General features: G+C 73.5%; 17 protein-coding genes and 1 pseudogene. 6 read left to right on the forward strand and 12 right to left on the reverse strand.

Annotated elements, in window-relative coordinates; all coding sequences use genetic code 11:
• Nucleotides 1-23: 23 nt before the first annotated feature.
• The 4 genes from Prubr_RS02365 to Prubr_RS02380 form a co-directional block, all read right to left on the reverse strand.
• Nucleotides 24-551, reverse strand: a complete 528-nt coding sequence (locus Prubr_RS02365; protein ID WP_212821152.1) for a P-loop nucleotide/nucleoside kinase family protein — start codon at nucleotides 549-551, stop codon at nucleotides 24-26.
• Between the two features lie 36 nt (nucleotides 552-587).
• Nucleotides 588-1,565 carry a carbohydrate kinase family protein gene (locus tag Prubr_RS02370; RefSeq protein WP_212821154.1) on the reverse strand — a complete coding sequence of 326 codons (978 nt, stop codon included), beginning with the start codon at nucleotides 1,563-1,565 and terminating at the stop codon, nucleotides 588-590.
• A 195-nt stretch (nucleotides 1,566-1,760) separates the two neighbouring features.
• Entirely contained in the window at nucleotides 1,761-2,129 is a 369-nt protein-coding gene (gene erpA, locus Prubr_RS02375; RefSeq protein WP_212821156.1) for an iron-sulfur cluster insertion protein ErpA, read from the reverse strand.
• A gap of 121 nt (nucleotides 2,130-2,250) precedes the next feature.
• On the reverse strand, nucleotides 2,251-3,384 hold the full coding sequence (locus Prubr_RS02380; RefSeq protein WP_212821158.1) for a glycerate kinase family protein: 1,134 nt from the start codon (nucleotides 3,382-3,384) through the stop codon (nucleotides 2,251-2,253).
• Between the two features lie 68 nt (nucleotides 3,385-3,452).
• Here Prubr_RS02380 and nadA point away from each other — a divergent pair, with 68 nt between their 5' ends.
• The 3 genes from nadA (at nucleotide 3,453) to Prubr_RS02395 (ending at nucleotide 6,985) form a co-directional block, all read left to right on the forward strand.
• On the forward strand, nucleotides 3,453-4,622 hold the full coding sequence (gene nadA, locus Prubr_RS02385) for a quinolinate synthase NadA (protein ID WP_212821160.1): 1,170 nt from the start codon (nucleotides 3,453-3,455) through the stop codon (nucleotides 4,620-4,622).
• Nucleotides 4,623-4,878: 256 nt separating this feature from the next.
• Nucleotides 4,879-6,237 (forward strand): UDP-N-acetylglucosamine 1-carboxyvinyltransferase, encoded by a 1,359-nt coding sequence (gene murA, locus Prubr_RS02390; RefSeq protein ID WP_212821162.1) that lies wholly within the window; start codon nucleotides 4,879-4,881, stop codon nucleotides 6,235-6,237.
• Between the two features lie 148 nt (nucleotides 6,238-6,385).
• Complete coding sequence (locus Prubr_RS02395) at nucleotides 6,386-6,985, forward strand: DUF3043 domain-containing protein (RefSeq protein WP_212821164.1); 600 nt, start codon at nucleotides 6,386-6,388, stop codon at nucleotides 6,983-6,985.
• A 126-nt stretch (nucleotides 6,986-7,111) separates the two neighbouring features.
• On the opposite strand, the pseudogene Prubr_RS02400 reads toward Prubr_RS02395, so the two are convergent.
• The 3 genes and pseudogenes from Prubr_RS02400 to Prubr_RS02410 all read right to left on the reverse strand — a co-directional run bounded on the left by Prubr_RS02400 (nucleotide 7,112) and on the right by Prubr_RS02410 (nucleotide 9,906).
• Nucleotides 7,112-8,422, reverse strand: a pseudogene (locus tag Prubr_RS02400) (ISL3 family transposase).
• A 387-nt stretch (nucleotides 8,423-8,809) separates the two neighbouring features.
• On the reverse strand, nucleotides 8,810-9,118 hold the full coding sequence (locus tag Prubr_RS02405) for an AzlD domain-containing protein (protein WP_212821166.1): 309 nt from the start codon (nucleotides 9,116-9,118) through the stop codon (nucleotides 8,810-8,812).
• Nucleotides 9,112-9,906 (reverse strand): AzlC family ABC transporter permease, encoded by a 795-nt coding sequence (locus Prubr_RS02410; protein WP_246568230.1) that lies wholly within the window; start codon nucleotides 9,904-9,906, stop codon nucleotides 9,112-9,114. The genes Prubr_RS02405 and Prubr_RS02410 overlap by 7 nt, the downstream gene beginning before the upstream one ends.
• Nucleotides 9,907-9,970: 64 nt before the next feature.
• Here Prubr_RS02410 and Prubr_RS02415 point away from each other — a divergent pair, with 64 nt between their 5' ends.
• Nucleotides 9,971-10,528: a helix-turn-helix domain-containing protein gene (locus Prubr_RS02415; RefSeq protein ID WP_212821168.1), complete on the forward strand. Its 558-nt coding sequence runs from the start codon at nucleotides 9,971-9,973 to the stop codon at nucleotides 10,526-10,528.
• Between the two features lie 43 nt (nucleotides 10,529-10,571).
• Here the strand turns inward: Prubr_RS02415 and Prubr_RS02420 are convergent, their stop codons facing one another.
• Genes Prubr_RS02420 through Prubr_RS02430 form a run of 3 tightly spaced genes read right to left on the reverse strand, consistent with a single transcriptional unit; the run spans nucleotide 10,572 to nucleotide 13,263 of the window.
• Complete coding sequence (locus Prubr_RS02420) at nucleotides 10,572-11,528, reverse strand: ABC transporter ATP-binding protein (RefSeq protein WP_212821170.1); 957 nt, start codon at nucleotides 11,526-11,528, stop codon at nucleotides 10,572-10,574.
• Nucleotides 11,529-11,539: 11 nt separating this feature from the next.
• Entirely contained in the window at nucleotides 11,540-12,349 is an 810-nt protein-coding gene (locus Prubr_RS02425; protein WP_212821172.1) for an ABC transporter permease, read from the reverse strand.
• A 56-nt stretch (nucleotides 12,350-12,405) separates the two neighbouring features.
• Nucleotides 12,406-13,263 carry an ABC transporter permease gene (locus Prubr_RS02430; RefSeq protein ID WP_425517979.1) on the reverse strand — a complete coding sequence of 286 codons (858 nt, stop codon included), beginning with the start codon at nucleotides 13,261-13,263 and terminating at the stop codon, nucleotides 12,406-12,408.
• A gap of 251 nt (nucleotides 13,264-13,514) precedes the next feature.
• On the opposite strand from Prubr_RS02430, the gene Prubr_RS36600 reads away from it, so the two are divergent.
• Both Prubr_RS36600 and Prubr_RS02440 read left to right on the forward strand, forming a co-directional pair.
• Nucleotides 13,515-18,809, forward strand: coding sequence for a WG repeat-containing protein (locus Prubr_RS36600; protein ID WP_246568234.1), 5,295 nt, complete (start codon nucleotides 13,515-13,517; stop codon nucleotides 18,807-18,809).
• A 30-nt stretch (nucleotides 18,810-18,839) separates the two neighbouring features.
• Nucleotides 18,840-19,838 carry an aldo/keto reductase family protein gene (locus Prubr_RS02440; protein ID WP_212821173.1) on the forward strand — a complete coding sequence of 333 codons (999 nt, stop codon included), beginning with the start codon at nucleotides 18,840-18,842 and terminating at the stop codon, nucleotides 19,836-19,838.
• Nucleotides 19,839-19,914: 76 nt separating this feature from the next.
• On the opposite strand, the gene Prubr_RS02445 is transcribed toward Prubr_RS02440, so the two are convergent.
• Nucleotides 19,915-20,709: a site-2 protease family protein gene (locus tag Prubr_RS02445; protein ID WP_212821174.1), complete on the reverse strand. Its 795-nt coding sequence runs from the start codon at nucleotides 20,707-20,709 to the stop codon at nucleotides 19,915-19,917.
• A 5-nt stretch (nucleotides 20,710-20,714) separates the two neighbouring features.
• Entirely contained in the window at nucleotides 20,715-20,915 is a 201-nt protein-coding gene (locus Prubr_RS02450) for a hypothetical protein (protein WP_212821175.1), read from the reverse strand.
• Nucleotides 20,916-21,057 lie beyond the last annotated feature (142 nt).

Below are 21,057 nucleotides of genomic sequence, written 5' to 3' on the forward strand. Positions count from 1 at the left end.
GGTGGGCGGGGCGGGGGTGCCGCTCAGCTTAGGTATGCCAGCAGGCCGGGCAGCGGGTTGCCGGGAACGGCCGTGTCGACGATCAGGCGGGGACCGGTGTACGGCTCGTACTCGGCCCGCCGGCCGAGCACCTGCGCCCAGTCCGGGGTGCCCGCCGTCCCCTCCTCGACCAGCCGCCGTTCGACCCGGCGCCGGTGTTCGGTCTCGTCGCCGCACCACACCTCGACCACCCGCAGCGGCGCCCCGGTCCGGTCGGCGATCTCCTGCCACAGCCGCCGGGTCGCGGCGACCGGGTTGACCGCGTCGACGACCACCGGCACGCCCATGCCGAGCTGCATCTCGGCCTGGGCGGCGACGATGCCGTACGCGGCGTGGCCGGGGCGGGTTTCGGTCACCTCGTGCCGCCACAGTTCGCGGTCGACGGGGTCGACGGCGAGCACGGGCATCCGCAGCGCGGAGCCGACCTGCCTCGCCAGGGTGCTCTTGCCGACGCCGGGCAGGCCGGCGAAGACCACGAGCAGCGGGCGGGTCTGCTCACCGGGCCGGGTCACGCCGTCACCTCGCCCCGCCCGGCAGCAGCGCCGCGGTCACGCGCCCAGGTGGGGACGTACGTCTTCGGCGACGGCGTCGCCGTACGACTCGGCCAGGCGCTTGACGAAGACGTCGGCGCGTACCTCGTATTCCTGGGTGCCCACCGTCTCCAGCACCAGGGTGGCCAGCAGCGACCCGATCTGGGCGGACCGTTCGAGGCCGAGCCCCCAGGACAGGCCGGCGAAGAAGCCGGCGCGGAAGCCGTCGCCGACACCGGTCGGGTCGTGGGCCTCGACCTCACGGGCGATCGGTACGTGGATGCGCTCGAGGTCGCGGCCGGTGATCTCCACCCCGTCCTTGCCGAGGGTGGTGACGCGGATCTTGACGCGGTCGAGGACCTGGTCGCCGGTCAGGCCGGTCTTCGACTCCAGCAGCGACTTCTCGTAGTCGTTGGTGAGCAGGAACTCGGCGCCCTCGATGAGCTTGATCACGTCGGCGCCGTCCATGCGGGCGAGCTGCTGCGACGGGTCGGCCGCGAACGCGTAGCCGCGCTCGCGGGACTCCTCGGAGTGCCGGATCATCGCGGCCGGGTCGTTGGCGCTGACCAGCACGAGGTCGAGTCCGCCGACCCGGGCGGCGACCGGGGCGAGTTCGACGTTGCGGGCCTCGCTCATCGCGCCGGCGTAGAACGACGCGATCTGGCACATGTCGAGGTCGGTGGTGCAGACGAAGCGCGCCGTGTGGGCCACCTCGCTGACGTGCACCGAGTCGCAGTCGACGCCGTGCCGTTCGAGCCAGGACCGGTAGTCGGCGAAGTCCGCGCCGACCGCGCCGAGCAGCACCGGGCGCAGGCCGAGCTGGGCCATCCCGAACGCGATGTTGGCCGCGACGCCGCCCCGACGTACGACCAGTTCGTCGACGAGGAACGACAGCGACACCTTGTGCAACTGGTCGGCGATGAGCTGGTCGGCGAACCTGCCGGGGAACTGCATCAGGTGGTCGGTGGCGATCGAGCCGGAAACGGCGATCTTCATGGCGGCCCTCTGGGTCGGGTACGGGGGGCGGTGCGCCGGATCAGCCTACCGGCCGTCCGCCGGTCGGTCGATCGCCCGCCACCCGTTGTTCACCCGCCCGGCGGCAGCGCCGGGCGCCACCTGCCGCTACCCGGAAAACCGGTCCACACACGCCGGCGGGGGCCACGATCGTGGCCCCCGCCGGCGTGGCACGGCTCAGTGGAACGAGTCGCCGCAGGCGCAGGAGTTCTGCGCGTTGGGGTTGTCGATGGTGAAGCCCTGCGCGTCGATCCGGTCGGCGAAGTCGATGCTGGCGCCGGCCAGGTAGGGGGCGCTCATCCGGTCGACGACGACCTCGACGCCGTCGAACTCGGTGACGATGTCACCGTCGAGCGACCGCTCGTCGAAGAAGAGCTGGTAGCGCAGGCCGGAGCAGCCACCGGGCTGCACCGCGACGCGCAGCCGCAGGTCGTCGCGGCCTTCCTGCTCGATCAGGGCCTTGACCTTCTGCGCCGCGACGTCGGTGAGCAGAATCGTGGTCGGGGCCGTGGCCTCGGTCGACTCGGTGTTCGCTGAAGTGGTCACGATGAAGGTCTCCCTGCGCCTGTGGGCGGTGATGTTCCGTACTGACTGGCCAACGCTAACCGGCCGGCCGATGATTCCCAATCGGGGACTACCGACCCATGTTACGCCGCTGAGAGGCTCGTCACCGGCTCCACTGCCGGGCCAGGCCGGCGGCGATCTCCCGCAGCCCGTCCGCCGGGCGGGTCATCGCGGCCTCGACCCCGCCCTGTTCCTCGCCCCCGAAGTGGTCGACGAGGCTGTACGTCTCGGTCACCCCGGCGACGGCCGCCTCCCGGCGCCCGGTGCTCACCCGGCCGGCCACCACCACGCACGGGATGCCCCGGTCGCGGGCGCTGCCGGCCACCCCGGCCACCACCTTGCCGCGCAGCGACTGGTGGTCGAACGAGCCCTCCCCGGTGATCACCAGGTCGGCCGCGTCGAGCGCCTCGTCGAGCCCGATCAGGCGGGTGACCAGCGCGATGCCGGACTCGCAGCGGCCGCCGAGGGCGAGTACGGCCGCGCCCAGTCCACCGGCGGCCCCGGCACCGGGCAGCCCGGTCAGGCCGGGCGGGCAGTCCGGCAGGGCACCGGCGAGCACCCCGGCGAACCGTTCCAACGCGGCGTCGAGCAGCAGGACGTCCTCGCGGCTGGCGCCCTTCTGCGGCCCGAAGACGTTCGACGCCCCGTGCAGGCCGGTCAACGGGCTGTCGACGTCGGTGGCGGCGACCAGTTCGACGCCGCGCAGCCGGGGCGCGCCGCCGAGCCCCTCGGCGGCGGCGAGGGCGGCCCCGCCGTACGGCAGGACGATGCCGGCACCGTCGACCGGGGCGGCGCCCAGCGCGGCGAGCATGCCGGCACCGGCGTCGTTCGTCGCCGAGCCGCCCAGGCCGAGCACGATCCGCCGGACGCCGGTCTCGACCGCCGCGGCGACGAGCAGGCCGAGGCCGTACGAGGTGGTGGCCTTCGGGTCCCGTTCGGCGGTCGACAGCAGGTGCAGGCCGCACGCCTGGGCGCTCTCGACGTAGGCGGTGTCGCCGGCGACCAGGACCTCGCCGTCGGCCGGGCGGCCGAGCGGGTCGACGGTGCGGACCGGGATCCGCCGTCCGCCGGTCGCGCCGGCGAGGACCTCGACGAAGCCGGGTCCGCCGTCGGCGAGCGGCCGGGCGACGGTCTCGTCGGCCGGTACGACGGAATGCCAGCCCTGCGCCACCGCGGCGGCCACCTCGGGGGCCGACAGCGTGCCGGCGAACTTGTCCGGACAGATGAGGATCCGCATAGTTCGGCAGTGTGGCAGGCCACACCGGCTCGAGGTGACAGTGGGCGCCGTTGTGGGAGCATGGATCTGTGACTGCGACCTGGGTAGAGCCGTCGAACACCGCCACCGCCCTGCTGCTGCTGGGGCGGGGATCCGACCCGTCCACCGAGCGTGGCGTGGAGTGTCCGGGCGACCTGCCCGCGCCGAGCGACCCCGACCTGGTGGCCCGGGCGACCGCGGCGAAGGCGGCGCTGGGCAGCAGGCTCTTCGTGCTGGGGCACCACTACCAGCGCGATGAGGTGATCCAGTTCGCCGACGTGACCGGCGACTCGTTCAAGCTGGCCCGGAAGGCGGCGGCCCGACCCGACGCGGAATACATCGTGTTCTGCGGCGTGCACTTCATGGCCGAGAGCGCCGACATCCTGACCACCGACGCGCAGAAGGTGGTGCTGCCGGACCTGGCGGCCGGCTGTTCGATGGCCGACATGGCGGTGCTGGGCCAGGTCGAGGCGGCCTGGGAGGTGCTGTCCGACGCGGGGGTGGCGGCCTCGACGGTGCCGGTGACCTACATGAACTCGTCGGCGGACATCAAGGGCTTCGTCGGCCGCAACGGCGGTGTGGTCTGCACCTCGTCCAACGCCAAGCGGGCGCTGGACTGGGCGTACGAGCAGGGTGAGAAGGTTCTCTTCCTGCCCGACCAGCACCTGGGCCGCAACACCGCCGTGCTGGAGATGGGTTTCTCGCTCGACGACTGCGTGCTCTACGACCCGCACAAGCCGAACGGCGGCCTGACCGCGCAGCAGCTGCGGGACGCCCGGATGATCCTGTGGCGGGGGCACTGCTCGGTGCACGGCCGGTTCACCCTCGACAGCGTCAACGAGGTGCGCGAGCGGGTGCCCGGGGTCAACGTGCTGGTGCACCCGGAGTGCCGGCACGAGGTGGTCACCGCCGCCGACCAGGTCGGTTCCACCGAATACATCATCAGAACGATCGAGGCCGCGCCGGCCGGTTCGGCGTGGGCGGTGGGCACCGAACTCAACCTCGTACGCCGGCTCGCGCTGGCCCACCCGGACAAGCAGATCATGTTCCTCGACAAGGCGGTCTGCTACTGCTCGACGATGAACCGGATCGACCTGCCGCACCTGGTGTGGGCGTTGGAGGAACTGGTCGCCGGCCGGGTGCCCAACCAGATCACGGTCGACGCCGACACCGCGCACCACGCCCGGGTCGCACTGGACCAGATGCTCGCGCTTCCGTGACCATCACCACCACCACGGTGAGTGATCAGCAAGATACAGATGGGTAGAAGCGTCCCCTTTTTGTGCCACCTGAAGCCAGATGGGTAACTTCTTCCCCATCACCGAGGGCTATGCTGCCGGAGCGACACCGGTCCGGTCCGCGGCCCGGTTCCACTGAGGTTCGGCTCATGACCCGCCTGGGCGACGACGCGATGCGCCGCCCGGCCCGCCCCGGCCGACCATCCCGATAGCTTCATCGACGCGCTGGAGGTTTGCGTTGGCGACCAATGATGTCCTGGCTGTGCACGGCGGTACTCCCCTCCAGGGCCGGATCCGGGTCCGCGGCGCCAAGAACCTCGTCTCCAAGGCGATGGTCGCGGCACTGCTCGGCGACGCGCCCAGCCGCCTGTTCGACGTACCGCGCATCCGCGACGTCGAGGTCGTCCGCGGCCTGCTCGAACTGCACGGCGTACGGGTGTCCGACGGCGGCGAGGACGGCGAGCTGGTCTTCGACCCGGCCAACGTCGAGCGGGCCTCCACCGACGAGATCAACGTGCACGCCGGCTCGAGCCGGATCCCGATCCTGTTCTGCGGGCCGCTGCTGCACCGCCTCGGCCACGCGTTCATCCCCGACCTAGGTGGCTGCCACATCGGTCCCCGGCCGATCGACTTCCACCTACAGGCGCTGCGCGAGTTCGGCGCGGTCGTCGAGAAGACCCCGGAGGGGCTGCACCTGACCGCCCCGAACGGCCTGCGCGGCACCAAGTTCGAGCTGCCGTACCCAAGTGTGGGCGCCACCGAGCAGGTGCTGCTGACCGCGGTGATGGCCGAGGGGGTCACCGAGCTGCGCAACGCGGCGGTCGAGCCGGAGATCGTCGACCTGATCTGCATCCTGCAGAAGATGGGCGCGATCATCACGGTGCACACCGACCGGGTGATCGAGATCCAGGGTGTGCCCCGGCTCAGCGGCTACACGCACCGGCCGATCCCGGACCGGATCGAGGCGGCGAGCTGGGCGGCGGCGGCCCTGGCCACCCGCGGCGACGTCGAGGTCCTCGGCGCCGAGCAGGGCGACATGATGACCTTCCTCAACGTCTTCCGCTCGGTCGGCGGCGCGTACGAGATCACCGACCCGCGGGCGCCGCGGGCCGGGCACCCCGGCCAGGAGGGCGGCATCCGCTTCTGGCACCCGGGCGGCGAGTTGAAGGCGACCGCGCTGGAGACCGACGTACACCCGGGTTTCATGACGGACTGGCAGCAGCCGCTGGTGGTCGCGCTGACCCAGGCCCGCGGCCTGTCGATCGTGCACGAGACCGTCTACGAGCAGCGGCTGGGCTACACCGAGGCGCTCAACAAGATGGGTGCGACGATCCAGGTCTACCGGGACTGCCTCGGCGGCACCCCGTGCCGCTTCGGCCGGCGCAACTTCAACCACTCCGCGGTCATCGCCGGCCCGAGCAAGCTGCACGCCGCCGACCTGGTCATCCCCGACCTGCGCGCCGGGTTCAGCCACCTGATCGCGGCGTTGGCCGCCGAGGGCACCTCCCGGGTGTACGGCGTGGACCTGATCAACCGCGGCTACGAGGACTTCGAGGCCAAGCTCGCCGCCCTCGGCGCCCACGTCGAACGCCCCTGACCCGCGCCGCCGCCCTCCCCGTCCCTCCCCGTCCCGCGATCTTGCAGTTGTCTCCCCCTTTTGCGGCTTATGCCCGGCGACAAGTGCAAGATCGCGGCGGGGTGGCGCCTCGGTGGGCGGCCCGTCGGGACTTCGTTACCCTCTAGGGGTGCCGTCGTTGTTTCGTCGTAAGTCAACCGCCGTCGTCGAGGAACCCGTCGCCGAGGTGGCCGAGCCGGCCCCCGTGCGCCCGAGGGGTTACACGCCCAGCAAGAAAGAGCTGGGCAAGGAGACCCCGAAGCGGCCGAGCGTGGGCCGCCGGGGTGCCGGTGACACCAAGCCGCTGACGAAGGAAGAGGCCCGCGCCAAGCGTCGCCAGCTGCGGGCCGAGGCCGCCGAGGAGTTCCGCCGCGAGGGTGGACCGCGCGACCGGGGCCCCGAGCGGCGCCTCGCCCGCGACGTCGTCGACTCCCGGCGTACGGTCGGCACCTGGTTCTTCGGTGGCGCGTTGATCGTGCTGATCGGCTCGTCGGCCGCCATGCCCCCGATCGTGCGGCTGGTCTCCAACCTGCTCTGGGCCACGCTCGCCATCGGTGTCGTCATCGACTCGGTGCTGATCTCCCGCAAGATCAAGAAGTTGGTCCGGGAGCGGTTCCCCGACTCGACGCAGCGGTTGGGCGGCGTCTACCTCTACGCGATCATGCGGGCGATCACGTTCCGCCGGATGCGTACCCCGGTCCCCCAGGTGGAACTCGGCGCCAAGATCTAGAGCACCCGGTCCGGCCCTGGTCGGGGACCGTTGCGGCCCGGCCAGGCTCGACCGCACGGGCGGGGTATCGCTGTCGCCGGCCACAGCGAATCCGGCGTAGCCACAGCGAATTCGGGGTCTTCTTACTCATCCGTGGGTGGGTTGGGGCAGGGTGGGTGGTCGTGTCCGGCCGGGTAGGGTCGGTCGGTGTCCTCCGAGGCTGAGCAGGGCCATCGAGATGAGCGCGTCGATGTTGCGGAAGCCGTACGCCATCCGGATGATCAGGCGGATCTTGGCGTTGGTGCTTTCGACCAGGGCGTTGGACAGGCCGTGGTCCAGTGCCGCGTCGATCGCGTCGCGGTGCCGGACGATCCGTCGTGACAGGTCGACGAACGCCGGGATCCGGCAGCGTCGGGCCCAACTGATCCATCGGTCGATCGCTTCCCTGCCCGCCTGGCCCTTGACCGTGAACGCATATCGCAGGCCCTCCTTGAGTAGGTAGGCACGGTGTAGACGCGAATCGGTCCGGGCGATCCACGCCAGTTGGGCGGTCTGCTTCTGGGTTAGGTTCTCCGGGTTCTTCCACAACGCCCACCGGCAGCGTTTCAACTCCGCTGACACACCCCGCCCACCCGGCCCGCCCTTCGCCGGACCCCGGACCCGGCCCACGGCGTTGTTCCACGCCTGCCTACGCACCACGTCCAACGCGTCCACAGCCCAGGCGACCACATGGAACGGATCAGCACACCGCACCGCCTGCGGACACCGCCTGGCCACCACCCGTGCGATCCACGGCGCCCCATCAGCCGACACCAACCGCAACGCCGCACACCGCTGCGGACCCAGCAGATCGAAGAACAGGTTCAACGTCGCCTCGTGACGGCCCGGATGAACCCACAACAACCGGCCACTGTCATGGTCAACCACGACCGTCAGATACTTCTCACCCCGCCGGTACGAAATCTCATCGATCCCGATCCGGGTCAACCCCGCAAACCGATCCACCGCACCACCGGTGTCAGCCCACACCCGCGCCACGATCGCGCCGACCGTCGACCACGCCACCCGCATCAACTGCCGCACCGCCGACTTCGACGCCACCGTCGCAAGCCACGCCACCATCTCGTCAAACGCCAACGTGTGACCCACCCCGTGCCGTGCCCACGGCACCGCCGCCACCACCACCCCATGCACCCGACACGACACCCTCGGCGCATCCGCCTCGATCACCACCCGAACCGTCCCCAGATCCGGCGCCCTCCACCGACGCCGCCCTCACCCCGGTCATAACCCACACACCGCCGCCGACACACCCCACACCGAGACCTCGCCCCGCATGCAACCGCACATGCGCCACCACGAACCCGCCCCATCACCCCCCTCCTCAGACCACTCCACCCGCTCCACCACCGCCCGCTCAACCCCGAGCAACCGTTGCCATACCCTGACACCACGCATGCCGTTCCCCGATCCCTGGAACTCGACCCTCGACAAGCCGAGAACCTAGACCGGGAACGGCATGCGCCACACACACCACACCAAACACACCCACAGATAAGCGCGAAGACCCCGAATTCGCTGTGGCCCGCAACAGCAACCTGCCAACCATGCCCCGGCGATGCACGAGACACACCGGCCATGACCGGCTATGGGCAGGACAGACCCGCGACGGCCACCGGCGCCCGAAGCGTCACCCGGAGTCGAACCACCACCCGGCGAACACACAGGTCAAGGCACACCCCGCCCGCTGTCGGCCGGACGAGTCGTCCGGTAGTCGGCCCAGGCGCCCCTGCCGGCCGCCGGGTCAGGGCACGCCGCGCCCAGGCGCCCCCGCCGGCCGCCGGGTCAGGGCACGCCGAGCAGGCGCAGGACCGCCGCGGTCGCGGCCGCGGCGACGACCACCACGACGAACGGCGCCCGACGCCAGGCCAGCACCGCCCCGACCAGCACGCCGGCCGGGCGGGCGATCCCGGCGGCGGCTCCGGCCTCGGTGAGCGCCGCGGTCGCGGCGAGGGCCGCGAGCAGCGCCGCCGCGGCCATCGGCAGCAACCGGCGTACCCCGTCGGGGAGGTCGAGCCGGTCGCGCAGCGCGACTCCGGCGAAGCGGAACGTGAAAGTGCCCACAGCCAGCGCCACGATCACCGCGATCAGCATGTCGACTCCTCCCGATCCGGCGCGGCCGCGCCCCCGGATGGCGGCGGCTCCGGGACCGGGTCACGGCGGCGGGGCAGGAACAGTACGGCGAGGCCGGTAAGGGCGAGCAGGACCGGCAACCCGGCGGGGAGCAGCGGGGTGGTGACCACGGCGACCAGCGCGCCGAGCAGGGCGACCCGGCGGGTGTCCCGGTCCCGCAGCGCCGGCAGGATCAGGGCGATCAGACCGGCCGGGAACGCGGCGTCCAGGCCCAGGGTGGCCGGGTCGCCGGCGGCGCCACCGAGCAGTACGCCGACGACGGTGCCGGCGTTCCAGGCGAGGAAGAGCACGATGCCGGCGAACCAGAACGCCCGGCGGCGCGGTTCGCCCTCGGGTTGGGCGAGACTGAACGCGGTCGCCTCGTCGGTCATCAGGTGGCTGCCCAGCAGGCGGCGGCTCCACCGGTCGCCGAGCACCTCGCCGATGGCCAGGCCGAACGGCAGGTGGCGGGCGTTGAGGAGCAGGCCGGCGAAGACGGCGGCGAACGGGCTGCCGGCGGCGATCAGCCCGACGGCCATGAACTGGGCACCACCGGCGTAGACGATCGACGACATGGCGACGGTGGCCCAGACCGGGATGCCGGCGCCGACGGCGATCGCGCCGAACGACGCGCCGACGGCCACCATGGCCGCGGCGATCGCGGCGACGTCGCGCCGCAGGGCCGAGCCGATCGACCGGGGCCTGCCGCCGGGCGCGGAGGGGGCGGGTGTTCGCCCTGCCGGACCGGGTGTTCGCTTCACCGTACGCACTGACGGATAATGGACCCGGCGACTGCTGTTCGTCAAACCGAACGAAGTGACCGATGGAGCGAACATGACAATGAACGCCTCCCCACTGGCCACGATCGCGGTCGCCCTACGGCGCGAACGTGACCGCGCCGGCCTGTCCCTGACCGAACTGGCCCGCCGCGCCGGCATCGCCAAATCGACGCTGTCCCAGCTCGAGGCCGGCAACGGCAACCCGAGCGTGGAGACGCTCTGGTCCCTCGGGGTGGCACTCGGCATCCCGTTCAGCCGGCTGGTCGAACCGCCCGGCCCGGCCGTACGGGTGGTACGGGCCGGCGAAGGACCGGCCGTACGCTCCGAACACGCCGACCTGACCGCGACCCTGCTCGCCGCCGGCTCCCCGCACGCCCGGCGGGACATCTACCGGCTGACGGTCGAACCGGGCAGCGGGCGGCACGCCCAACCGCACATCCCCGGCAGCGTCGAGCACATCCTGCTCGCGGCCGGCCGGCTACGTACCGGACCGGTCTCCGACCCGGTCGAACTCGGACCGGGCGACTACGCCACCTTCGCCGGCGACGTGCCGCATCACTACGAGGCGCTCGAGCCGGGCACGTTCGGGATCCTGGTCATCGAGCACCCGTAGGGTGCCTGCAGGGTCATCGAGCACCCGTAGGGTGCCTGCAGGGTCATCGAGCACCCGTGACGTAGAGCCGCGCCACCACGTCCTCGATATCCGGCTCCACGATGGAGATGTCGCGCAGTTCGGCCACCCCGGACAGCCGCCCGATCAGCCCGCCGACCGTCGCCGTCTCCAGCCCGAAGGTCAGGCGCCGCCCGTCGGCCTCGACCCGCTCCAGCACCGCCCCGGGCACCGGTGGCGGGTCCGGCAGCGGCGCGTCCAGGTCGACCACCACCAGCCGGCGGGAACGGTAGCGGGCGTGCAGCGCCTCGATCGTGCCGTCGTGCACCACCCGGCCGTGATCGATCACGACCAGGCGCCTGCACAGCCGCTCGATGTCGGCCAGGTCGTGGGTGGTCAGCACCAGCGTGGTGTCGCCGGCCGCCCCGAGTTCGGCGAGAAAGCCGCGGACCGCCTGCCGGCTCAGCACGTCCAGCCCGATCGTCGGCTCGTCGAGGAAGAGCACCGAGGGCCCGTGCAGCAACGCGGCGGTCAGTTCGCCGCGCATCCGCTGGCCCAGCGACAGCTGCCGGACCGGGGTGTCGAGGAAGGCGTCGAGGTCGAGCAGGGCACGGCAGCGGCGCAGCCGGGCGGCGTGGTCCGCCGGCGGCACCCGGTAGACGTGCCGCAACAGGTCGAAGGAGTCGCGTAGCGGCAGATCCCACCACAGCTGCGACCGCTGGCCGAAGACGACCCCGATCCGCAGCGCCAGCCGGGTCCGCTGCGGCACCGGCTCGAGACCGCAGACCCGGACCCGGCCCGCCGACGGGGTCAGCACCCCGGTCAGCATCTTCAGCGTCGTCGACTTGCCGGCACCGTTCGGCCCGATGTAGCCCAGCATCTCGCCACGCGCCACGGTCAGGTCGACGCCGTCGACGGCGGTCACCGTACGCTTCTCGCGGCGCAGCCGCCCCTTGCGGACCCGTACGGTGAAGTCCTTCCGGAGCCCCGAAACCTCGATCACTTCGTCTCCACTCACGAGCCCGTACTCCGGTAGTGCCGGACGCCGGTCCGCCACACCACGGCGGCGACCGTCGCCGCGACGACCGCGACGCCCGGCGCGGCCCAGCCCACCCAGGCCGGCAGGCCCAGCGGGTCGGCCCGGCCGAGCAGCGCCAGCGCCGGGTGGTAGGCGACGAACGCGAACCCCAGGCCGTACGCGAACAGCCGGCGGAACCATCCGCCGTAGACGGTGACCGGGTACGACGTGAAATCCCGCCCGCCGTAGGTGAACGCGTTGGCGATCTCGCCGGACTCGATCCACCAGAACGCCACGCTGGCGCCGATCACGAAGATCGAGCCGAAGAACACCGCCCCGGCCAGCGGTGCCACCACGGCCAGCGCGACGCGTCCGGGCGTCCAGTCGACGTCCGCGACGGCCAGCGCGGCCACCAGCACGGCGACGCCGAACAGCACCCGGGACACCTTGCGCAGCGGCAGGTCCATCAGCAGCAGTTGCGGCAGCGACCCGAGCGGCCGGACCAGGATGGTGTCGAACAGGCCGGTACGGACGTAGTGCTTGACCCGCTCGATGTTGCCGACCGCGAGGTCGGCGGTGGCGAACGCGGCGGTCGACAGGCCGACCATGACCATCGCCTCGGCCAGCCCGAAGCCGGCCAGGTCGCGGGTCACCCGGAAGAGGACGAGCACGGAGAGTACGTCGAACACCGTCGCCCCGACGTTGCTGACCAGGTCGACGACGAAGGAGACCCGGTACGACGCCTGGGCGCGGACCTGCCCTCGCAGCAGCGCCAGATAGGCCCGCCCGGCACCGGCTTCAGCCACCCTGCACCACCTTGCCGGCGTGCCTCAGCCACCCTGCACCACCTTGCCGGCGTGCCTCAGCCACCCTGCACCACCAGGCGGCGTTCGGCGCGGCGCTGGACCAGCCGGCAGCCGGCCAGCACGACGGCCGCCCAGCCGAGCTGGACGCCGACGATGCCGAGTTGGACCGGCCCCGGATCGCGTTCGACGAGTACGTCCAGCGGCGCCTGCATCACGCTCGGCAGCGGGGTCGCGAGCCAGATCGTGCCCCACAACCAGTCCGGCAGGAACCGCAGCGGGAAGTAGAGCCCGGCGAGCACCCCGGAGCCGAGCGTCCACAACGTGGTCACCCCGCGTACGTCGTGCAGCCAGTAGGCGGTGGCGTTGACCAGGAAACGGCAGCCGAAGCAGATCACGACCGCGAGCAGCATCGACACGGCGAACAGCGGCACCGTCTGCCACCGGGCCGGCAGGTGCACGTCGAAGAAGATCGGCCCGGTCAGGACCGGCGGAACGAAACGGGTCAGTACGGCGTACCCGGCCCGGCCGAGATCGCCGGCGAGATAGTTGGTGACCGGATCGACCGGGCGTAGCAGGTCGCTCACGACGTCGCCGGTGCGGATCCGGTCGGCGAGTTCGGTCCAGCCCCAGATGCCGATCACGGCGAGCATGCCCTGCCCGGCCCAGACGAAGGTGGCCAACTGCTCCCGGGTGTAGCCGGCGGCGAGGCCGGTGCCGGTGCCGGTGGCGACGGCCAGGAGCACGTAGCAGCGCAGGAAGCCGAAGACCGTGTTGGTGAACAGACCGGCTACGGTGGCCTGTCGGTAGGTGGAGTATCGCCGGAATCCGGCGCCACTTATGGCGGCAAATGTCCGTAACTTTAGGACAACGTTTGGGTGGCGCGCCGCGCGCGTAGTGGCGGTCACCGAGTCCACGCCGCTACCCTCCTTCCGCAACCACGCTGCACCGAGCCGGGCGACTCTACGGGTGCCCGCGGCTGCCCAGCGACACATTTTCCGCAACGAGGTGACATCGCCGTGAGCGAGCGACGGGATCCGTTTTCCCCGGTCGCCGCACGCACCGACGAGGTCCCACACGCGCTTCGGACACCCGCCCGGCCAGCGAAACGGGACGATGCGGTGACCGGCCGCCACGACGTACGACGGGCGACCGGCGGGACCGACCGGTGACCGACAACCGCTTCGACTACCACCGATCCCCCAACGAGCCGGCCTGGATGGTCGAGATCACCGGGGAGTGGGTGCCGCAGGTCCCCGGTCAGCGCTACCCGGGCGACACCGGACCGCTGCGGAACGGCACCACGGCCAGGCGCCGCCCGACCGCCTCCGGTCGCGCCGGCGTCTACCAGTCCGGCCAGCGGCCGACGCCCCCGCCGGGCCCGTTCCCGCCCCGCCTGACCGGCGTCGACGGTCACGGCGCACACCCGCCGCGACCGGGGCGTCCGGACACCGACGAGCGGCGCCCGCCGTACCCCGACGCGCCGTTCACCGACGGCCGGGGACGGTGGAGCGACGGGCCCGGCCCACGGGACCGGCGGTACGACGACGCCTTCCCCGACCCGCGCGGGCCGCACCACGACACCGATCCCCGCGGCCGCCGACACGACGGCGATCGCCGCGGCCGCCCGTACGACGGCGACCCCGGACACGGCGGCGCGCCCGGCCCACGGGACCGGTGGTACGACGGCCCACCCGACGGTCCCGGCCGACGCGACAGCTTCCCCGACCGGCGCGACGGCCGCCCCGACCGACCGTTCGTTGACGGCCGCGGCGGGCGCCGCCCGGAGGGGCCCGACCGGTGGCCGGTCGACGACGCCCCGCGAGGGCCCGGCGACGGCCGTGGTGCCGACCGCCGGGGCGGACCGCACACCGACGGCCGGGGCGTCGGCCGGGAGTACGACGGACGCGGCGGGCCGCACACCGACGCGCGCGACCGGGCCCCGCTCGACGGCCGCGGCGGGCCACCGACTGACGGCCGGGACCGGGCCCCGCTCGACGGGCGCGGCCCGCACCACGACGGCCGTGACCCCGGGCGCGGTCGCGCCGGACGCGACCGCGACGCCTACCCGGCGGGCGATCGGGAACACGGCGGGTACGGTCCCGATCAGCGCGGCCTGGACCGGCGTGCCCCGGGCCGGCCCGGTCCCGACCGGCCCGGCCCGGACGGCCGGTGGGCACCGCACTCCGACGACCGCGGCCCCGACGGATGGCGCGGGCCTCAGCACCCCGACGACCGGCGACGCGACGGGTGGGACGGACCCCATGACGGCCGGCGACGCGACGGGTCGGACGGACCCCATGACGGCCGTGGGCGCGACGGATGGGACGGCCGCGCCGGTCGCGGCGCCGGCCCCCGCCCGCCCGAACCCGAGCCGCGCCACCCGCGCGACCGCGACCCCTACGCCACCGGACCGGTCAGTCCGCCGGCCGGTGGTCCCCGCCTCTACGGGGAGCCCCGGCCACGCTGGGACGAACCACCGCCCGGCGACACCACGCCCCGGCCCGACGACCGTCGGCGGGCCGAGCCGGAGCACTACCGCCCGCCGCTCTCCCGGCCCGACAGCCATCCGGACCAGCACCGCCAGCCCGGCCGGCCGCCGACCCACCGGCCCGACCGGCCCCACACCGACCCGTGGGAGGCCGGCGGCCCGGGCCGGGACCACGACCCGCGTCGCGGCGCCGGACACTTCGACACCGGCCGTCCCGCCGCCCACGACGAGCCGTACGGGCGCGGCCGGGCTCCGCTGCCGGAGCAGCCCGACGCCGCCCTCGGGGTACCGCCTGCCGCCGAGGACCTCGCCGGTCGGCCCGTGTCCCCCGCCGCACCGGAGGACTCGCTGCCCCGACGCGTCCGGCGGCCGGTCGGCCGGGACGGCTTCCAGCCCGACCACGGCGCCTCCACCCCTGTCCCGCCGCGTGCCGGCGCCCCGGCCACCGGCCCCGACGACCGCCGCACCCCACCACCGGTGCGCGACGACCGGCACCAGCCGGCGCCCGGCCGCGACGACCGGCACACGCCGGCACCGGCATGGGACGACCAGCGCCCGCCCGCCTCCGAACGGGATCCCGGCCAGGCCGGACCGCGACCCGACCGGGTCACCGATGTTCCGACCGGTGACCAACACCCCGGTACGGACCCGGAGCCACCGACGCTGCCCGTGCGCCGCGCCGGGTCGTCCGGCGAGGAACCGCGCGGGCCGGTGTCCGGCCCCCCTGCCCCACGTCTGAGGATCGACTTCGTGCCGGCGCCGGCTCCCGCGTCGGCGCCCCCCGGCCCCGGTCCGGTCCCGGCCGCCCAGCCGCCGGTCCAACCGCCGGCCACCGCCACCCAACCGCCGGCCACCGCACAGCCGCCGGCACCCGCCGGGCGGTCGACGGATGTCCCGCCAACGCCGGCGACACGGGCCGGACAGCCGGGCACGGAGGACGCCACCCGGCCGACGTCGACCCCGCGTACGCCCGACGCGTCGGCCAACCTGTGGTTCGGCGCGGTGGAGAAGGCCGCGGAGCCGGCCGGGACCACGGCGGCCGACGACGACAGGGCACTTGACGACACGGCACCCGACGACACGGCACCTGGCGACACGGCACCTGGCGACACCGTGCCCGACGACACCGTGCCCGACAACGCCGTGCCCGGCGACCGGCCGACCGGGCAGCCGCGCCCCGGATCGGCGCCGCCCGTCGCCACCGCGGAATCCGCACCGACCCCGTCGCCGCTCCCGAACGCTCCCGCCGGGAGCCCGACGGATGCCGCCGCGCGGGCCGGCGCCCCGGCGACCGGGGCCCCGACACCAATCGGTGCGGACCGCATCGCACCGCGCCCGGATCCGTCCACGTCGGACGACGCCGGTCCGGCACACGTCGACGGGCCGGATGCCACGGCGCCGCGTCGGCGACCGGACGATGCACCACGCCGCGGCACCGGGCACGCCGCCGGCCCGGACGGCCCCGGGGAGCCGGACGACACCGCCGGCCCGGACGACACCGGCGCGCCGGGCGGGCCCCGACGGGTGACCGATGTGGACGGTGACACCGGGCCGGCAGCCGGGCCGGCCGACTCCGACCACACCGGACAGCCGGACGACGCCACCGGGCCGGCGGCCGCCGATCCGGTGGACGGCGGCCCGGCCACGGTCGAGCCCGACCGCACCAGACAACCGGACCGAACCAGACAACCGGACCTCGCCACCCGGCCGGAGGACACCACGCCATCGGCGGGGCCGGCAGCGGACGCCGGACCGGCCGCGCCTCCGGACGACGCACGCCCCGCCGGGACGGCTCCGACGGCCACCCACGCGCCGGCCGACAGCGGCCGGGCGGCAGACGACGACCAGCCCGCCGACAGCGACCGGGCTGCCGACAGCGGGCAGGTTGCCGACCGCGACCGGCCGGCCGTCGCCCCCGAGCCGGCCGTCGCCCCCGAGCCGGCGGCAGGTGCCAAGCCGGCGGCAGGTGCCAAGCCGGCGGCAGGTGCCAAGCCGGCGGCAGGTGCCAAGCCGGCGGCAGGTGCCAAGCCGGCGGCAGGTGCCAAGCCGGCGGCAGGTGCCAAGCCGGCGGCAGGTGCCAAGCCGGCGGCAGGTGCCAAGCCGGCGGCAGGTGCCAAGCCGGCGGCAGGTGCCAAGCCGGCCGGCGACCCCGAACGGGCACCGGGTACCACCGAGCCGGTCGAGCCCGACGACGTCGACGCGGAAGGGCCGGTCCCCGCACCTCCACCAGCCGAAGCGGACACCCCGCCGCGGCCCACCCGGCCGGCGGCCGACTCCGCAGGGTCCACACCGGACACGATGGCGCCCCGGTCCGACCCGGCGGCGGACCGGCCCGCCCCCCGGCGGGAACCGGACGTCGCCGACCGGGCCCCGGTCTCCGGACCACCGTCGCCGGCCGCACCGGCACCGCGCCCCGCCCCGGCCGCCGACCACCCCGTCTCCGGACCACCCGCCGACCGACCGACCTCCGGGCCGCCGGCTTCGGACACCGTCGAGGCCAGCCCGGACACGGTGCTGCCCGTACCCGCGGCGGCCACCGGGGCGGCGACGGCGCTACGCGCTCCGACGATGCTGGCGCCGGTCGTCACGCCCGACTCCGAGCCGGCCGGGGCCGAGCCGGCCGACTCTGACCCGTCCGTCCGGGACCGCTCCGCGGGGGCCCGGGGTGCCGACCCGGAGCAGGTGCTCGCGACGTACCGGTGGCGGTTCCACCACGAGACGCTGCGCGAGCTGGTCGAGGAGCCCGACGAGATGCGGGCGATCCGGGACCGGCTGACCGAGAAGGTCGAGACGGCCACCGACAACGCATCGCGGGCCCGGCTGCTGAGCCTGCGGGCCGTCGTCTCGCGGATCCTCGGCGACCTGGGCAAGGCGCTCGCCGACGGCCGGCTCGCGCTGGGGCACGCCGAGGCGACCGGGCAGCTGCGCCGGATCGCGATCGCGCAGGCCCGGCTCGCCCACGTGCACCAGTGGCGCGGCGACTTCGCCGAGGCCGACCGGCTCTTCGAGGAGGCCAACTCGTCGGAGCTGCCCGACCGGCTGCGCGCGACGATGCACGAGCACGCCGGTCGGTCCTGCTACGACCAGGGGCGCTACATCGAGGCGTGCAACCATTTCGAGCGGGCGCTGGACCTGCGCAAGGTCAAGGACCCGGACCTGATGGCGCGTACCGAACTGGCGCTGGACGCGGTCTTCGCGCGGGTCGCCGAGAAGGGCTGGGGGCCGTACCCGCGCGGCCGGGACGAGATCCTCCAGGTGCACCGGCCGCCGGTGCCGACGTTCAGCGAGAAGGTCCAGCGGTGGGGGTACGCCGATCCGGACGGCACGCTGACGGTGGCGCCGAGCTACGCCGACGTACAGCCGTTCCGGGACGGGGTGGCCTGGGTACGCCGGCCGGAGGCGAACACCTGGGAGCTGATCGACGAGTCCGGTGCACCGCTGATCGACGCGTCCGCCGGATATCTCGGCGTCGGGTCGTTCGCCGACGGGCTGGCCTGGGTGTCGCGGGACGGCACCGGCGGCTGGATCGCGATCGACAAGGCCAACGAGGTGGTGATCGCCGCCGGGTTCGAGGACGTACGGCCGTTCCGGCGCGGTGTCGCCGCCGTACGCCGGGGTGGTTGGGGTGCGGTCGACCGGACCGGGCGGGTGGTGGTGCCGACGCGCTACGCGGCGTTCGTCACCGCGCTGACCGACGGCCGGTACGTCGACGGGTTCACCGACGAGGGGCTGGCGATCGTCGACGCGGGCGGGCGCAGGGGTGTGGTCGACCGGAGCGGGCGGACGATCGTCCCGCCGGCGCATCCGGCGCTGGTCATCCACCCGGTGGCGTTCCTCGTCGCCGGCGGCAACGGCCGGTGGGGGGCGCTGGACCGGCGTGGCGAACCGCTGATCGATCCGGTGCATGGCAGTCGCGGCGACGTGATGGACGAGATCGACCGTCTGCTGGCGGACACCAAGCCGGTGCTCTGACCCCCGCTGAGCAGGGACTAGGGTCGGGGCATGGAATTCCGACACCTTGGTCGCTCCGGCATGCTGGTCAGCGAGATCTCGTACGGCAACTGGATCACCCACGGCTCGCAGGTCGAGGAGGAAGCCGCGCTGGCCTGTGTGCGGGCCGCCCTCGACGCCGGCATCACCACCTTCGACACCGCCGACGTCTACGCCGGCACCCGCGCCGAGGCGGTGCTGGGCCGGGCGCTGCGCGGCGAGCGCCGGGAGGGCCTGGAGATCTTCACGAAGGTCTACTGGCCGACCGGACCGGGCCGCAACGACCGTGGCCTGTCCCGCAAGCACATCATGGAATCGATCAACGGCTCGCTGCGCCGGCTGGAGACCGACCACGTCGACCTCTACCAGGCGCACCGCTACGACCACTCGACGCCGCTCGAGGAGACGATGGAGGCGTTCGCCGACGTCGTCCACTCCGGCAAGGCGCACTACATCGGCGTCTCGGAGTGGACCGCCGACCAGATCCGCGCGGGCCACGCGCTGGCCCGCGAGCTGAAGATCCACCTGGTTTCCAGCCAGCCGCAGTACTCGATGCTGTGGCGGGTCATCGAGGCCGAGGTGGTCCCGACCAGCGAGGAACTGGGCGTCGGGCAGATCGTCTGGTCGCCGATCGCGCAGGGCGTGCTGACCGGCAAATACCAGCCGGGCCAGCCGCCGCCGGCCGGTTCACGGGCCACCGACGAGAAGTCCGGGTCCGGTTTCATCGCCCGGTTCATGACCGACGAGGTGTTGACGACGGTGCAGCGGCTGCGGCCACTGGCCGACGAGGCCGGACTGAGCATGGCCCAGCTCGCCGTCGCCTGGGTGCTGCAGAACCCGAACGTGTCGTCGGCCATCATCGGGGCGTCGCGGCCCGAGCAGGTGGTGGACAACGTGAAGGCGGCCGGGGTCAAGCTCGACGCCGACCTGCTGAAGGCGATCGACGATGTCCTCGGTTCGATCGTCGAGCGCGACCCGGCGCTGACCACCAGCCCGGCGCGGCGTCCCTGACGGCGAGCCGGTGCGGGCACCCGTCCGGGGTGCCCGCACCGGACCCGGATCCGCCCGGACCGCGACGGTCAGGGCGTCAGGACCAGAACCGGATCAGGCGCAGCCCCTCGGCGTAGAGCGCCTGGGGCAGGCCGATCAGGTCGCCGACGGCGAAGACGCCGCCGAAGAACCAACTGTTGACCGTCGGGTTCCACAGCAGACCGAACAGCAGCAGGAATCCGAACGGCGCCATGATGTCGTAGCCGCGCCGCCACTTCGGCGACAGCCACGGCTGGATGATGTTGCCGCCGTCGAGGCCGGGCACCGGCATCAGGTTGAGCACGCTCGCGGTGAGCTGGAGGAACGCCAGCAGCGCCACGCCCGCCCAGAACTCCAGCCGGGCACCGACGTCGACACCGACGGCGAAGGGTACGACCAGCGCGAGCGCGAAGACGACGTTGGTCGCCGGCCCGGCGAGGCTGACCAGGCTGTGCTTCAGCCGGCCGGGGATGCGGTGCCGGTCGACCCAGACGGCACCGCCGGGCAGGCCGATGCCGCCGAGCAGCACGACCACGACCGGCAGCACTATGGACAGCACCGGATGGCTGTATTTCAGCGGGTTCAGGGTCAGGTAGCCGCGGTGCGCGACGTTGGTGTCGCCGGCCCGGAAGGCGACGATCGCGTGCGCGTACTCGTGCAGGCAGAGCGAGACCAGCCAGCCGGACACGACGAAGAGGAAGACGTCGAGCCGTACGTTGCCGAACCCGTTCCAGGCCAGCACCCCGCTGGTGACGAAGAGCGCCACCAGCGCCAGGAAGATCGGGCTGGGCCGGAACGCCTCCCGTGGCACGCCGAGCACGAAGCCCGCGCGACCCGGCTGGTCGTGGCTCACCGCGGCTACTCGGCGGCCGGGTGCAGGCTCATCCGGTATTCGACCCGGTCGTCCTCGGTGAGCGTGACCGAGGTGACGCCGCCCGCGGCGAGCTCGGACCAGGTCTGGCCGATCCACGACTCGGCGTCGGCCTGGCTGCCGAACGTCTCGGCCGGCCCGTCCGCCGGCTGGCCGTCCGTGCCCTCGTACCGCCAGCTCCACGGCATCTCGTGTCTCCCCTCGCCGATGCGCGTCCGTCCCGGACGGACCCAGCAAGCCTAGTCGGCGGGTACGTCGGTCGGCCCGGGCAGCATCGCCACGCCCCGCACCGGCCACGCCCGCCGGTCCGGGGATCACCTGCCCAGGGTC

The sequence above is a fragment of the Polymorphospora rubra genome (assembly GCF_018324255.1).
Taxonomy (GTDB): domain Bacteria; phylum Actinomycetota; class Actinomycetes; order Mycobacteriales; family Micromonosporaceae; genus Polymorphospora; species Polymorphospora rubra.